The sequence below is a fragment of the Puniceibacterium antarcticum genome (assembly GCF_002760615.1).
Classification (GTDB): Bacteria; Pseudomonadota; Alphaproteobacteria; order Rhodobacterales; family Rhodobacteraceae; genus Puniceibacterium; species Puniceibacterium antarcticum.
Map to the genome: position 1 here is coordinate 1 of NZ_AWWI01000016.1, position 14845 is coordinate 14845.

The following is a 14845-nucleotide window of genomic DNA, read 5'->3' on the forward strand; positions in this document are numbered from 1 at the left end:
ACGACCCTTGCGCGATGCGTGATCGACCCAATCGATTAAGCCGTGACATTGCGCCGATGATGAGCAGGCGCCTGATATCCGCCTGACCTGCTTTCGTGATCCGCCCCAATCGCTCTTTGCCACCTGAGGAATGCTGCCGTGGCACGAGCCCCAGCCATGCAGAGAAGTCCCCTCCACGCCGGAAGGTTTTCATGTCCGGTGAAAAGGCTTCGAAAGCCAAGGCCGTGATAGGGCCGACGCCTGGTAGGGTTTGCAGGCGTTTCGCCGTCTTCAGCAAGCTGATGTGCCTTCTTGGTCCTCGCGTCAATGCGCACTGTTTTTTCCTCAATCTGCTGCAGCAGATCTCTGCACTCCTCGCGCGCCAGCAAAGGCAAGAACGCCTATGAGATAGGCACATCGGAAACGCCTCGAACCAGCATCATGTTGGCAGCCAGCGCGCTGACCACGGGCCGAAGAATCTACCCCGAGGACCCACACTAGGGGCCGCGCGAAAAGATCCGACGGACAGGAACAGAATAAAAAGAATCGCTCTGGCGATCTCTTGGATGGTGTGAAGGTCATCCCGCAGATCAACGATGAGTTCACGAATCTTGCTCTGACCTCTGGCTGCAACGCTGCCAAACTCTGCCATATGAGCGTGCAGCGCATTGATCAGCACGGTGCGTTGCTGCACCAGAAGACCCCGGGCTGGATGTAACATCAGAATAGCCTGCTGATCGGCGATCTTAATCGCAGCTAAATACATGTTCGGTCGGGTAACCCAAAAAGTGTGATCTTAACCATCATCTCACTTTCTCTTTCTTATGCTTTGCTGTCGCGCAAAACTTGACGCCGGAAGGCCAAGATAGACGGGAACAGCCCGGTTCAGAGAACATGGTAGTGCCACAAGGCGTTTAGCGCTGTATTCCAACTGGTCGCCAGTTCTGGCCGAGAGCTGCGACGGTCAAACTATAGCAGGAAAAAGATACATAAGATGTTCAGCCATGCCATCTGCCCATAAAGTAAGCAGATGGGACGACAGAAACACGTCATTCAAGTCAATTCTCTTGCCAAATGCTGTGACTTCTTAATACGGTCTTAATCACTCGGCCAAGGGCTCAATGACGAGACCGCCGTAATTTTAGAATCACATTTCCGCATCATGCGGAAAGGCAACATGGCCTCTGCAGCGATTACCGCTGGCAGGGGCTTTTCTTTTTTGGTGATCAATGATGCGGCGTCTCGACCTTTCAATCGGCCTGCTCTTTTCCCAAAGCGGGTCCTATCAGGCTGTGAGCATGGCCATGCGCGCAGGAGCGATCCTTGCGATTGAAGAGATCAACGCTGACAAAGATGCGCCAGTGTTCATAAAACCGGCGGAAGTAGACCCTGCCGGAGACCTCGCGGGCTATGTCGAAGGTGCACGCACACTTTTGCAGGACCAGAGCCTGCGTCACGTGATCGGGTGCTATACATCTTCCAGCCGCAAAGAAGTGCTACCGCTTTTCGAAAAGTCGGATGCGATGCTCTGGTATCCCTCCCACTACGAAGGCTTCGAGACCTCGGAAAACATCGTCTACAGTGGTGCGGCGCCAAGCCAACACATCATACCACTGTCACGCCATTTACTGAAGAATTTCGGGGTACGCGGCTGGATGGTCGGGTCGAATTATATCTGGGCTTGGGAAAACAACAGAATCCTGCGCGACGCGATCAACGCTGCGGGCGGTTCAGTCCTCGGTGAGCGGTATTTTCCCGTGGGAGAAACCGATCTGGCAGATATCGTCCGTCAGATCGTCGCCGACCGTCCCGATTTCGTGTTCACGACCCTGATAGGCCAGTCGGGATTCGTGTTTCTGAACATGCTGCGCGCGGCGGCAAGTGCTGCAGGGATCGACCAGCCTCGCGAAATGCCGGCCGCAAGCTGCAGCCTGTCCGAGGCCGAACTGCCGCTGATAGGCGACGCTGCGTCCGGGCACCTGTCCTCCTCTGTCTATTTTTCCACTATCTCCTCACCCGAAAATCGAAAATTTGCCGCGCTTTGGACCCCGCGTTTCGGGCATCTGGGGCAACCGTCTGCAGATGCGGAAGCGGCCTATGTGGCAGTGCATCTTCTGGCCCGCGCCGTCGCGCGCGCAGGCAGTGACGGGTTCGAGGAGGTCCGCGAGGCCGTCAGGGGCCTGACTTTCAACGCCCCGCAAGGCCGGGTTACGGTAGATCCTGACAACCTGCATTGCTGGATGCGGCCACGCATCGGCCGGTCACGAACCGACGGCGCCTTTGACATCCTGATGGAGCATCCCGTTGCTGTCCGCCCCGACCCCTATCTGATCTGGGTCAACGAGGCCGACGACAAGTACGGCCCCGATCTCAGGCTGATCAAATGAGCCGCTCAATCCTCAAGAACTTTCGCGGGCTGCGCGCTCTGGTGATCATGGCACCCGACGCAGGCCGCGACACGCTGGAACGCACCTTGGGCAAGCTGGGGCTTGAGGTCATCATCGCCGAGAGTCCGGCCTTGCCCACCGACAGCACCGACATATTCGATGTGGTGTTATTCGATGCAGATGATGGCGCGGACACCTGTATGGATGCACACGTCATGCGCGAGCGGCCGCTGATCGCCATCATCGGAAGCGAGGCCCCCAGCCGGTTGGCGCGGGTGATCCGCCACCGAGCCGCGAGCCACATTCTGAAGCCGGTGCGCAGTGCCGGCATTTTCACGGCCCTCCTTTTGGCGGTAAACGAACACGCTGCCCGCATGCGCCATGAACAGGAAATGCTGGCCTTACGCCGCCGCCTAGCGGGGCGCCGTGTGGTGATGAAAGCTGTCCTGCAGCTGATGACCCTCTGCGGTCTGTCCGAAGAGGACGCCTACGAATGGCTCCGCCGCGAGGCGATGGAACGCAGAATTCCGATGGAGGACATGGCGCGACATGCCCTCGGAGACGGCCCTCACCCCGGGCCGCAAAAAACTCGCGCATCAAGACCGGAATAACCGGCGCACGACCCGACCAGACCAATCACGCAACAGTGGAGAAACACACATGACACGCACACGCCCCAACCTTGCCAGCCTGATGGCCGGTGCTGCCCTGGCGCTTGCCGCCGCAGCGCCCGGTTTCGCTCAGGACGGCCCGATCAAGATCGGCGTTCTCGAAGACCAGTCCGGCGACTTTGCCGCTGCCACCACGGTCAAGGTGCATGCCATCCAGCTCGCCGCCAAGGAAATCAACGACGCCGGCGGCATCAATGGCCGCCCCGTCGAACTGGTGATCTACGACACCCAGTCCGACAACCGCCGCTATCAGGAATTCATGCGCCGGGTGCTGCAGTCCGACAAGGTGGATGTGGTCTTTGCGGGCTTTTCCTCGGCCTCGCGCGAAGCGTACCGGCCCATCGTCAACCAGTTTGACGGCCTCGCCTTTTACAACAACCAGTACGAAGGCGGTGTCTGCGACAACAACATGATCGTCACCGGCGCCGTGCCGGAACAGCAATTCTCGACCCTGATCCCGTGGATGATGGAAGAATACGGCCCCAACGTCTACACGCTTGCTGCGGATTACAACTTTGGTCAGATCTCCGCTGAATGGGTGCGCAATATCGTTGAAGAGAACGGCGGCACCATGGCGGGAGAAGAATTCATCCCGCTCGGGGTGTCTCAGTTCGGCCAGACGATCCAGAACATCCAGTCGTCTGATGCGGATTTTGTCGTGACCCTGCTGGTCGGCGCGGCGCAGGCCTCCTATTACGAACAGGCGTCTTCGGCCAATGTCGGCCTGCCGATGGCCTCTTCGGTGAACGTCGGTCAGGGCTACGAGCACAAGCGCTTTACCCCGCCGAGCCTCGCCAACATGTATGTCACCACGAACTACATCGAAGAGATCGACACACCCGCATCCAAAGATTTCGTTGAACGCTTTCACGCGATGTTCCCGGATGAGCCCTATATCAACCAGGAAGCCGCAAACTCCTACATCGCGATGAACCTCTACAAGCAGATGGTCGAACGGGCGGGCACCACCGATCACGACGCCGTCCGCGCGGTTCTGGCCGAAGGCGATGTCTGCTTTGACGGCCCCTCGGGCAATGTCTGCCTGGATCCCAAGAGCCAGCACATGTCCCACACGATCTATCTGGCCAAGGTCAACGACGACCATTCGATCACCTTCCCCAAGGTCTGGGAAGATATCGAACCCTACTGGCTGGGCGATGCGGGCTGCGATCTGACGAAAAACGATCCAAGCGCGCAGTATACCCCGTCCTCGCCGCCCCCGGCGCAGTGATCCTCTGACCAGACCTGCCGGGCGGGTCCCCCTGTCCGGCACACCCGCATTTTTCAAAAAAAGGAGTCCGAGCGGATGGCCCTGTTCCAGAGCGTCTTTGGCATGCTCTATCAATTCGGAGACACCTTTGCCTTTCTGGTGATTTCCTGCGCCGGACTGGCGGTGATCTTTGGCATGATGGGGGTAATCAACCTCGCTCATGGCGAATTCATCATGTGCGGCGCCTATGTGACGGCCAGTGCGGCGCGCGCCGGTCTGCCCCTTCCGCTGGCGATCCTCACGGGTGCGCTTGTGGCCGGTCTGGTCGGAATGCTGGTCGAACGGCTGGTGATCCGCCACCTCTATCACCGTCCGCTGGATTCGATCATCGCAACCTGGGGCATCAGCCTGATTGCAACGCAGGGCGTTCTGATCGTGCTTGGCTCCACCATGCAGGGCGTCGGCACACCCTTGGGCAGTATTGACGTCGGCGGACGCTCTTATTCGCTTTACCGCCTCGTGCTCATGGCATGCGCGCTCGGCCTGCTCGGCGGGCTTTACGTCCTCTTCTACCACAGCCGCTTTGGCGTGATCGCCCGCGCGACGATCCAGAAACCGCAGATGGCCCATGCCCTCGGCGTCAACACCGGGCGCATGTACGGGCTGACCTTTGGTCTGGGCGCGGCACTCGCCGGGCTCGCCGGGGGTCTTTATGCGCCGACCATGACCATGGTGCCGACCATGGGCTCCACCTTCATGGTCGAAAGCTTTGTGACCGTGGTTGTCGGCGGCGCCGATATCTTTGTGGGCGCGGCCCCTGCCGCCGCAATTCTTGCCCTGATCAAGGCGGGGCTGACGGCCTGGTATGGCCAGCTCTTCGGTCAGATCGGCCTGCTGGTCACCGTCATCCTTGTCATCCGCATCCTGCCCGGAGGTCTCTCCGGCTGGCTCAAGGGAACCACCAGATGACCCTGAATACGACCGACACTGTACCGCGCAGCCGCGCTCGCAGACTGTTTTCCCGCCTTGAGGGGCCGCAAACCATGGGCAGCGGACCCGCCTTCTGGACCGTCGCCGCGCTGGTTCTGGGCGTCGCTGCCGCCTATCCGCTGATCGCCGACGCCTGGACCGTCGGCAACGCCGCCTACTTTCTGATCTGGACCTTCATGGCCATGGGGCTGGGCGTCGTCTGGGGCTATGCCGGCGCGCTCAGCTTTGGGCAAACCGCCTTTTTTGGCCTCGCCGGGTATGCTTACGGCGTGATCACCATAAACCTTGGCACCGCCTACGGGCTGACCATCGTGGCGCTGCTGCTGTCGGTGGCCATTGGCGGGTTGTTCGCGCTGGTGATCGGCTATTTCATGTTCTACGGGCGCATTCAGGGCGTGTTCATCGGCATCGTGACCCTTTCGGTGACGCTGGTGCTGGAAACCTTCATGGCCCAGACCGCCGGCCCCCAGTGGCGCATCGGAGAGGCGCGCCTGAACGGCTTCAACGGCATGTCCGGCATGCCGCCCCTCACCCTGCCGTGGTTTGGCGGTGACATCGTGCTTTATCCCGGCCCACCGCTTTATTACCTGCTGCTCGGGTTGGTCGTCATCTGCTATCTCGGCCTGCGCATCCTGCTGAATTCACCCTTTGGCAATGTGCTGGTGGCGATCCGCGAAAATCCGCACCGCGTGGGGATGCTTGGCTATGACGTGCGGCTCTATCAGATGCTGGCCTTTGGCATCGGCGGTGCCTTTGCCGCCCTGTCCGGCGCGCTCTACACCGCCTGGGGTCAGTATATCACCCCCTCCAGCATGGGGCTGACATCCGCCGCACTGCCCATCGTCTGGGTCGCTGTCGGCGGGCGGCGCGACATCACCGCGACACTGATCGGCACGCTGGTCGTGCTGGCAGGTTTCCAGACCCTGACCATCTATGGCAGCCAGTATGCGCTGGTCGTGATGGGTGCGCTGCTGCTGGTCACCGTTCTCGCCGCACCTCAGGGGCTGATCGTCGGCGCCATGACCCTTCTGGGCCGCCTTTTCCAGAGGAGCAAGACATGACTGAGATCCTCAAGGTTCAGGGCCTGCGCAAGGCCTTTGGCGGGGTCGTCGTGGCCAATGGCATCGATTTTTCCCTGTCCAAAGGCGCGATGCACTGCCTGATCGGCCCGAACGGCGCGGGCAAGTCCAGCTTTTTCCGCCTGCTGCTGGGCGAACACGCCCCCGATGCTGGCACCATCACCTTTGATGGCAGCGACATCACCGGCCTGCGATCCTTCCAGCGCATCCGTCGCGGCATCTCGGTCAAATTTCAGGTGCCCGGTATCTTCAAGGCACTGTCAGTGCGTCAGAACCTCGAAGTCGCGTTTCAGGATCACCTACACGGTCACAGCCTCTCGGCCACCATCCGCGAAATGCTCGATTTCACCGACCTGCGCGCAGAAGAGATGACCCCCGCAGGCATCCTGTCCCACGGCCAGCAGCAATGGCTTGAAATCGCCATGGCCGTCGGGGTCGAACCCAAGCTTCTGCTTCTCGACGAGCCGACCGCAGGCATGTCCCCGGACGAGACGCGCAAGACCGGCGAGATGCTGCACGAGCTCAACGGGCGTGGCATCACCATTCTGGCCGTTGAACATGACATGGCCTTTGTCGAACAAATCGCGAAACGGGTAACGGTACTGCATTTCGGGTCGATCTTTGCCGAGGGCACGATCACCGAAATCATTGATCACCCCGGCGTGCAGGAAATCTATCTGGGGACTGCCGATGTCTGATCAGCCGCTTCTGAAAATCTCCGGTCTCCGCTCGGGCTATGGCGGCGAAACCGTCCTGCAAGGGGTCGATCTGGCCATCGCCAAGGGCGAGATTGTGGCCGTGGTCGGCCGCAACGGCGTGGGCAAAAGCACCCTGATGCGCACGCTGACAGGGTTGCTGAAACCCAGCGCTGGCACGATCCAGTTTCAGGGGCGCGATGCGACGGCAGATGGCGCGGACACCCGCGCCTGCAACGGCATCGGCTATATCCCGCAAGGGCGCGAGGTGTTTCCCGAACTCACGATCCGCGAAAACCTGATCGTGGGCGAAGTGGCCGGCAAGGGGCGCGGTACACCCGATTACGACACGGTCTACCGCTTTTTTCCCATCCTCAAGGAACGCAGCCGACAGCGCGCCGGCACGCTTTCAGGGGGACAACAGCAACAACTCGCCATCGCCCGCGCCATGATCGGCAATCCGGCCCTGATGCTGCTGGACGAACCGTCCGAAGGCATCCAGCCGTCGATCATCAAGGATATCGCGCGCAACATGCGCACTCTGAACGCAGAAACCGGCGTGGCCGTGCTGTTGGTCGAACAGAACCTTGACCTGATCGTGTCGCTCGCCGACCGTGGCCACGTCATGGAAAAGGGCCGCATCGTCGCGGATCTCGGCCCCGACGAAATCCGATCCCGCAGCGAAGTGCGCAAATATCTGACCATCTGAAACCCGACGACCACCACACAACACCTAAACAAAGGGAACATAAAATGTCCTGGCTCAGCACATCCATCATGGCGCAAAAAGGCGTCGCAAAAGGCGTCGAAGGCGCCCGCCACAAGATCACCATCGAAGATCAGGGCAAATTCCACTACGTCTACGGCCCCTACGCAACACCGGTGCTTGAGGTTGAACCGGGCGCCGTGGTCACCGTCGAAACCCACGACGCGTTTGAGGGCGCAATCACCGAAGTCGTGGACAACCCCTCGTCTCTGCTGAACTTTCCATTCCTGAACCCGCAGACCGGACCGATCTATGTCAAGGGCGCGGAAAAGGGCGATGCGCTTGCCGTGCGCATCATTTCGATCACCCCGCGCGGGGCACAGCCCGTCGGCACCACCTGCATGCTGAGCGAATTCGGCGGTCTCGTCGCCACGGGTGATACGGCCCTGCTCAATGCGCCCCTGCCCGAAAAGGTGAAAAAGGTCGTCGTGGACGAAGACGGCGTTCACTGGTCCGACACCCTCACCCTGCCCTACGAGCCTTTCATCGGCACCATCGGCACCTCGCCCCAGATCGAGGCGATATCGTCTCTGCAGCCTGACTATTACGGCGGCAACATGGATGTGCCGGATGTGGCACCCGGCTCGATCATCTACCTGCCGGTCAACACCGAGGGCGGCTATCTTTACCTTGGCGACTGCCACGCCATTCAGGGGGACGGCGAACTTTGCGGTGTCGCCCTCGAAATCCCGGCCACCGTGGAAATCCACATCGACCTGATCAAAGGACACGGAAACTCCTGGCCGCAGCTTGAGACCGAGGACAAGATGATGTTCATCGGCTCCGCCCGCCCGATGGAAGACGCCGCCCGCATCGCCTACCGCGAACTGGTGCGCTGGGTCGCTGCCGAAACAGGACAATCGGAATCTGACGCCTACATGTTGCTGACGATGTGCGGCAAGGTGCGGCTGGGCAATATGGTTGACCCGAAATACAGCCTCGCCGCCGGCATCGAAAAGAAATACCTGAAATAAACGCAAGGAGCTGAACAGATGGATCTGGGTCTGAAGGGGCTGCGTGCCCTCATCACCGGTGGCAGCAAGGGCATTGGCCTGCGCTGCGCCGAAATCCTGATTGCCGAAGGCGCCGCAGTGTCGATCTGCGCCCGTACCGGCGCAGATGTCGATGCAGCGGTGGGCAAGCTCTCGGCCACTGGCGCGACAGCCATGGGAACCGCCGTAGACGTTTCGGACAAGGCAGCCCTCGAAGCATGGGTCGCCCAGTCCGCTGAGACTCTCGGCGGGATCGACATAGTGATTGGCAATGTCTCGGCCCTCGCTGTGGCAGATGACGAAGACGCCTGGAAGGCCGGTTTCGACACCGACATGATGCATTCCGTGCGTCTGGTGAATGCCGCCATGCCCTGGCTTGAAAAAAGCGACGCCGCCTCGATCACGCTGATCTCCTCGGTGTCCGGGCGCGAAATCGACTTCACCGGCCCGGCCTATGGCGCGTTTAAGGCAGCGATCACCCATTACGCCCAGGGGCTGGCCTTCAAGCTTGCGGGCAAGGGCATCCGCGCCAACACCGTCTCGCCGGGGAACACCTATTTCGACGGCGGGATCTGGCAGAACATCGAAAAGAACATGCCGGACCTCTATGCCGAGGCGCTGTCCCTGAACCCCACAGGCCGCATGGCCAAGCCTGAAGAAGTTGCGCGCGGCGTCGTCTTCCTCGCCAGCCCGGCGTCCAGCTTTACCACAGGTACCAACCTCGTCATTGACGGGGCACTTACCAAAGGCGTGCAACTCTGATCACAGTGCCGGACCGCTCTGTTCTACAGTTGGTCCGGCCGAGCTGCTGCCGGTTCTATGGCCACCGGGTTAGGTTTGCATAGCTCGCTTCTCGAACGCCATCGGGCTTAGATACCCCATCTTCGAATGGCGTCTCCTCGCATTGTAGAAGCGCTTCACGTGGTTGCACTCGTCAGCACGGGCTGCATCCCGGATGTGAGTGACATTGCGGGCCGCCCACTCGACCTTCAACGAACTGTAGAAACCCTCCATCGCCGAATTGAATTGCCCCAGACTTGCCCGACCCGGCTCATTGAGTCGGCGATTCCCTTGTCAGCCAACAGGCGCTGGAACTGTTCGCTGATGTATTTCCACTCAAAGTCTCAATCTTTTTCGCTGAGTCTGCGCCGCGTGCAGCCGCCAGAGGTTTCTTTGGCGAGCAATGAGTAATTCACTGAGCTGTTCGCGATCTTAAGCGGACAAGACACAGGAAATCCATTTGTGTCTTTTTCGCCTATTTTAACACATGTGGAGCTTAAATTAGCTCAAAATATGGTCTTTCATTGTACGGCGCAGCATTGCCCTATCCCAACACTTCACTGTGGATACATGTGGTATACTGAAAGCATCATGGGCCGCTCTCAGAGGGGTCGCTTCCGGGATATCAAAGAGGGTTTGAGAAATGAAATATGCAATCGGGCTCAGCGCCGCAGCTGTCAGCCTCCTGCTGGGCACGGCCGCCACCGCAGAAACAAACTGGGATATGTCCGTCGTCTGGCCCGAAGGGAACTTTCATACCCAGAACGCAATTGCCTTTGCCGAGCAGGTCAAGGAAGCCACCGATGGCGAGGTGCAGATCACAGTTCACTCTGGCGGCGCGCTGGGAATAAAGGGACCCGAGGGCATGGCCGCCGTGCGCGACGGTCTGGTTCCGATTGCAGATATACTGATGAGCCAGCAGGTTGGCGAAAATCCGGCGCTTGGGGTCGAAACCCTGCCCTTCCTTGCGCCCACTCTGCCCGACCTCGCCCTGCTGCACAAATTCTACCGCCCGATGGTCGAAAAGATCGCAGAGGACATGAACCAAAAGCTGCTTTATATGGTACCCTGGCCGGGTCAGGCGGTCTACTCCCCCCAAAAGATCGACACACTTGCCGACCTTCAGGGTCTGACCATCCGCGTTGTCGACGCCAATGGCGACGCTTTCTTCAAGGCACTCAGTGCGGCGCCGCTGCAAATGCCTTGGGGCGAGGTTGTACCGTCATTGGCGGCCGGAACCATCAAGGGCGTGACAACCTCGTCCTCGTCCGGAGTGGATGGTGCGTTCTGGGAATTCCTGGACAACATGAGCACTTTCAACTGGCAAGCCTCGTCCAACATTGTCACGGTCAACCTTGACGCATGGAACGCCCTGAACCCCGAAGATCAGACCGCCATCGAAACCACCGCCGCCGCGCTTGAGGGTGATTTCTGGCTGAACTCCGCCCGCGAAGACGTCGCCAAGATCGCAACGCTGAAAGAGAACGGCATGACCGTCTCCTCCCCCTCCCCGGCCCTCAAGGCCGAACTGATGGACGCGGCACGTCCGCTGTGGGAGGCGTTCAAGGAGCGCGTTCCAGAGGCGGCGCCGGTGATTGACGACTATCTCGCCGTACGCGGAGAGTGATCCAGCAGGCCGTGCCCGGACATCTGGCGCGGCCACTCCTTTCTCAAAGCTTGAAAAGGCCCTCAACGATGGCGAACGTCACGGACCAAAGCTCTGATACGCTGCCACGCCAACCCTTTGACGCCATCATCGTCCCTATTGATGCGCTGACCCGGTTTGCCAATCTTGTCGCAGGTCTTGCCCTACTGATGATCCTCGGGCTGATCACGGCGGAAATAATCTCGCGCAATCTGCTGGGCAGCTCGCTAGCCTTTTCGTGGGATTATGCAGCCTATGCCATGGGCGCCGCATTTATGATGGGCTCTGCGGATGCGTTGCGCAACGGTGCGCATGTCCGCGTCACTGCCCTGCTGGAAACGGTGCCCCACACAGCGTCACGGGTTCTTGAATTCGGCGCCTGTCTCGCCGGACTGGCAACCTGCGCGGCACTGGCCTGGGCACTGAGCGAAATGGCCCTGCTGTCGTTTCAGCGTGGGTCGACCTCTGCCACTGTCATGCGCACACCGCTTGCCTGGCCACAGAGCCTTGTTGCCATGGGAGCCATCATCCTGACCCTGCAGTGTCTGGCGCAACTGCTTCGACTGGCGCGCGGCGAACGTCTCGCCGAAGGCGCCGCGATAGAATGAAGACCGAAGCGGGCAGAGACCCCTTCTGAAAGGATCTGCGATGACGCAAATTGCAACCAGCCTGGCGGGCATCATGATCCTGCTGCTTGGATCCGGCCTGTGGATCGGCCTCGGCCTGATCGCGACGGGGGCGGTGATCCTCGAACTGTTCCGTCCGCAGATGCCCTTTGTGAAGCTGCTCGCGCAGCAATCCTGGAATGTTCTGTCCTCGCCCGAACTTTTGGCGCTGCCGCTGTTCATCCTGATGGCCGAGGTTCTGTTTCGCACCAACATTTCTGCGTCGCTGTTCACCGGGCTGACACCATGGCTGCGGCGCGTACCGGGACGGCTGGCGCATATCAATGTGCTGGGCTGTACGCTGTTCGCGTCTGTTTGCGGCTCTTCCGCTGCAACCACAGTGACCGTGGGCCGGATCACTGCCGGCGAGTTGCTCAAGCGCGGTTATGACCGCAATCTGGTAATCGGCTCGCTGGCTGGGGCCGGAACACTGGGGTTTCTTATCCCTCCCTCGACGATCATGATCATTTACGGGGTCATGGCCGAGGAATCGATCCTGCGCCTGTTCATGGCGGGAATCCTGCCCGGCATCCTTCTGGCCGCCGCCTATATGGGCTATATCGGTTTGCAGGCTGTTCTGTCGCCCGAGAAGGTTGGTGCCGCCCCTCCCCCGACCAGCTTTCTCGAAAAACTGCGCGCCCTTGTTGATCTGGGCCCACTTCTGTTGCTGATCTTCTTCGTGATAGGCTCCATGTATGGTGGCATAGCCTCCCCGACCGAGGCCGCCGCAGCAGGTGTGATCGGCTCTATGGTGATCGGCTTTGCGCAACGCAAACTTGACCTCAGGGGGCTGCTCAGCGCATCGCGTCAGGCTGCCGAAAACACCGCCATGATTGGACTGATCATGATCGGCGCCATGTTCCTGTCCACCGCGATCGGCTATCTGGGCCTGCCGCGTTATATCGCAGGGGTGATCAATGGCTGGGGCTTGTCGCCGCTCATGCTGATTGCGGTGCTGCTCGTGTTCTATATCCTGCTGGGTATGGTGATGGAGGGCATGGCGATTATCGTAATGACCCTACCGATCACCCTGCCGCTGGTCGAAGCGGCAGGCTATGACAAGATCTGGTTTGGCGTGTTCATCGTGATCGTCGTGGAAATGGCGCAGATCTCGCCACCTGTGGGTTTCAACCTGACCGTGATACAGAGGTTGACGGGCGACAGTATCGGCAAGGTGACGCGTGCGACCATGCCATTCTTCCTGATCATGGCAGCTTTTGTCTTCCTGATCGCGGTATTTCCGCAGATCGTCAGCCTTGTCCCGGATATGATGCGCCGCTGACCCCGGACATCAGCAGAAAATACACAAAAGCCCCCGGCGGATACATCCCCGGGGGCTTTCTGCTTAGACGCGAAATTTTTGCTCAGACTGCGAACAGGCCGTCGAAATCTGCAAATCCCTTGAACTCGATCGGGTTGCCCGAGGGATCAAAGAAAAACATGGTGCGCTGCTCGCCCGGTTCACCCTCAAAGCGGATAACAGGTGGGATATCAAATGTGACGCCCTTCTTCTCAAGACGTTCGGCCAGCGCCTTCCAATCGTCCAGCCTCAGCACAGCGCCCATATGCGGCATCATTACCATGTGATCGCCGACCTTGCCCGTGCGGGTTGTCTTGAACGGCTCGCCCAAGTGCATCGACAGCTGATGCCCAAAAAAGTCGAAATCGACCCATGTGTCGGTCGAGCGGCCTTCCTTGCAGCCAAGCACATCGCCGTAAAAGGCGCGTGTCTCGTCAAGGTCGGTGACATGTATGGCGAGGTGAAAGAGGGATTTCATGGTCGTGTCCTTTCTGGTTGTCTGTCAGCGTATAGTGATCTGGCGCGGCAGGGTGGAGAGCGGCTGCGCCCCGGCTTCAGTTACGATCACAGTTTCCGAAACACCAACGGTGAACCGGCCATAATCGCGCAGGGTGATCGGCAGGTGAAATACCATGCCGGGTTCAAGTAACGTCTCGATGCCGGTGAAAATCGACAGGATCGCTCCCTCGCCCCAGTCCGGGGCAAAGGCCACCCCCATCGAATATCCGGCCCGCTTGCGGAACGCCGTGGTAAAGCCTGCCGCGTCAATGATCTTTTGTGCGGCCGCATGCGCGGCGGCGCAGGGCTGACCCGGCCGCATCGCGCCAAGGGCCGCATCAAGCGCGCTGAGGCTGGTGTCCATCATCCGCTGCGCCTCTTCCGGCGGCGTGCCGATCCACACGGCGCGCATCAGCGCAGCATGATAGCGATCATGGCTGGCGGCGAGTTCAAGAAACACACCGTCACCGGGTTCTATGCGCCGCCGCCGCCAGGTTGCATGGGGAATGCCCGAACGCGGGCCAGAGCTGACAAGCGGCTCCATGGCCATCGCCTCGGACCCGGCAAGGATCGCAGCGCCGGTCATCGCAGCGGCAACCTCGTTTTCACTGGCCCCGGCGCGGCACGCCTCCAGCGCCGCCGCCATACCGGCTTCGGCATAGCGTGCCGCTTGGCGGATTGCGTCCTGCTCCCGCGCGGATTTCACCACCCGCAAGCGCTCGGTCCAGCCCGAACCGTCCAGCAACACAACATCAGACAGCGCCGTCTCGATACTGACCATCATCTGCGGGCTGACAAACCAGCCCGAACGCTCAACCGCGAGGCGCCGAACACCCTGCCCCAGCACAAGGCGCGCCAGTTCTGCCACCGGATCCTGTCCATCCTGCCAGATGCGGATGTCCGGAAACCAGATGTCGCTCCGCGCACCGGTCTCTTCAAGCTGGCGCACCAGCAGCACCGGCGCGCCCTCGGCTGGCAACAGGAGCGCCTGAAAGGCAAAATAGCCGGCCGTTTGCCGACCGGAGGTCCAGAAGATATTCTCCGGCCCGGTCAGCAGCAGCGCATCGGCGCCCTCGGCGCGGATGCGCGCCTGAAGGGTGGCGGCCCGGACCCTGAATTCCGCAGGCGGAAAAACAGCGGCACTGCCTGCGAAGGACGCCGGGGGCTCTGTGATCTGGTCCATATTGG

Annotated in this window: 15 protein-coding genes and 2 pseudogenes; 12 read left to right on the forward strand and 5 right to left on the reverse strand. The window is 60.3% G+C overall.

Features of this window, described 5'->3' with window-relative positions; genetic code table 11:
• Both P775_RS00720 and P775_RS29655 read right to left on the reverse strand, forming a co-directional pair.
• Positions 1–265: pseudogene (locus P775_RS00720) on the reverse strand (transposase); the annotation flags it as partial.
• A gap of 153 nt (positions 266–418) precedes the next feature.
• Entirely contained in the window at positions 419–745 is a 327-nt protein-coding gene (locus P775_RS29655; protein ID WP_143520752.1) for a transposase, read from the reverse strand.
• A 466-nt stretch (positions 746–1211) separates the two neighbouring features.
• On the opposite strand from P775_RS29655, the gene P775_RS00725 reads away from it, so the two are divergent.
• From P775_RS00725 to P775_RS00765, 9 genes are all read left to right on the forward strand, one after another.
• Entirely contained in the window at positions 1212–2366 is a 1155-nt protein-coding gene (locus tag P775_RS00725) for a transporter substrate-binding domain-containing protein (protein WP_099909254.1), read from the forward strand.
• Positions 2363–2977: an ANTAR domain-containing response regulator gene (locus P775_RS00730; RefSeq protein WP_099909162.1), complete on the forward strand. Its 615-nt coding sequence runs from the start codon at positions 2363–2365 to the stop codon at positions 2975–2977. The genes P775_RS00725 and P775_RS00730 overlap by 4 nt, the downstream gene beginning before the upstream one ends.
• 49 nt (positions 2978–3026) lie before the next feature.
• The gene (locus tag P775_RS00735) at positions 3027–4268 is read left to right on the forward strand and encodes an urea ABC transporter substrate-binding protein (RefSeq protein ID WP_099909163.1); all 1242 of its coding nucleotides are present in this window, start codon (positions 3027–3029) and stop codon (positions 4266–4268) included.
• Positions 4269–4343: 75 nt separating this feature from the next.
• Positions 4344–5216 carry an ABC transporter permease subunit gene (locus P775_RS00740; RefSeq protein WP_099909164.1) on the forward strand — a complete coding sequence of 291 codons (873 nt, stop codon included), beginning with the start codon at positions 4344–4346 and terminating at the stop codon, positions 5214–5216.
• The gene (locus P775_RS00745; RefSeq protein WP_099909165.1) at positions 5213–6298 is read left to right on the forward strand and encodes an ABC transporter permease subunit; all 1086 of its coding nucleotides are present in this window, start codon (positions 5213–5215) and stop codon (positions 6296–6298) included. The genes P775_RS00740 and P775_RS00745 overlap by 4 nt, the downstream gene beginning before the upstream one ends.
• Positions 6295–7014: an ABC transporter ATP-binding protein gene (locus P775_RS00750; protein ID WP_099909166.1), complete on the forward strand. Its 720-nt coding sequence runs from the start codon at positions 6295–6297 to the stop codon at positions 7012–7014. The genes P775_RS00745 and P775_RS00750 overlap by 4 nt, the downstream gene beginning before the upstream one ends.
• The gene (locus P775_RS00755) at positions 7007–7720 is read left to right on the forward strand and encodes an ABC transporter ATP-binding protein (RefSeq protein ID WP_099909167.1); all 714 of its coding nucleotides are present in this window, start codon (positions 7007–7009) and stop codon (positions 7718–7720) included. The genes P775_RS00750 and P775_RS00755 overlap by 8 nt, the downstream gene beginning before the upstream one ends.
• A gap of 44 nt (positions 7721–7764) precedes the next feature.
• Positions 7765–8751 (forward strand): acetamidase/formamidase family protein, encoded by a 987-nt coding sequence (locus tag P775_RS00760; protein ID WP_099909168.1) that lies wholly within the window; start codon positions 7765–7767, stop codon positions 8749–8751.
• An 18-nt stretch (positions 8752–8769) separates the two neighbouring features.
• Positions 8770–9531, forward strand: a complete 762-nt coding sequence (locus P775_RS00765; RefSeq protein WP_099909169.1) for an SDR family NAD(P)-dependent oxidoreductase — start codon at positions 8770–8772, stop codon at positions 9529–9531.
• Positions 9532–9600: 69 nt separating this feature from the next.
• Here P775_RS00765 and P775_RS28690 read toward each other — a convergent pair.
• A pseudogene (locus P775_RS28690) lies at positions 9601–9881 on the reverse strand (IS3 family transposase); the annotation flags it as partial.
• Positions 9882–10192: 311 nt separating this feature from the next.
• Between P775_RS28690 and P775_RS00775 the strand changes: the two are divergent.
• The 3 genes from P775_RS00775 (at position 10193) to P775_RS00785 (ending at position 13141) form a co-directional block, all read left to right on the forward strand.
• On the forward strand, positions 10193–11176 hold the full coding sequence (locus P775_RS00775) for a TRAP transporter substrate-binding protein (RefSeq protein WP_099909171.1): 984 nt from the start codon (positions 10193–10195) through the stop codon (positions 11174–11176).
• Between the two features lie 68 nt (positions 11177–11244).
• A complete protein-coding gene (locus P775_RS00780) occupies positions 11245–11802 on the forward strand; it encodes a TRAP transporter small permease subunit (protein WP_099909172.1) in 558 nt (185 codons plus the stop codon).
• A 40-nt stretch (positions 11803–11842) separates the two neighbouring features.
• Positions 11843–13141, forward strand: coding sequence for a TRAP transporter large permease (locus tag P775_RS00785; protein WP_099909173.1), 1299 nt, complete (start codon positions 11843–11845; stop codon positions 13139–13141).
• A gap of 82 nt (positions 13142–13223) precedes the next feature.
• Here the strand turns inward: P775_RS00785 and P775_RS00790 are convergent, their stop codons facing one another.
• Both P775_RS00790 and P775_RS00795 read right to left on the reverse strand, forming a co-directional pair.
• Entirely contained in the window at positions 13224–13637 is a 414-nt protein-coding gene (locus P775_RS00790; protein ID WP_099909174.1) for a VOC family protein, read from the reverse strand.
• A gap of 24 nt (positions 13638–13661) precedes the next feature.
• Positions 13662–14840 carry a M24 family metallopeptidase gene (locus P775_RS00795; protein WP_099909175.1) on the reverse strand — a complete coding sequence of 393 codons (1179 nt, stop codon included), beginning with the start codon at positions 14838–14840 and terminating at the stop codon, positions 13662–13664.
• Positions 14841–14845 lie beyond the last annotated feature (5 nt).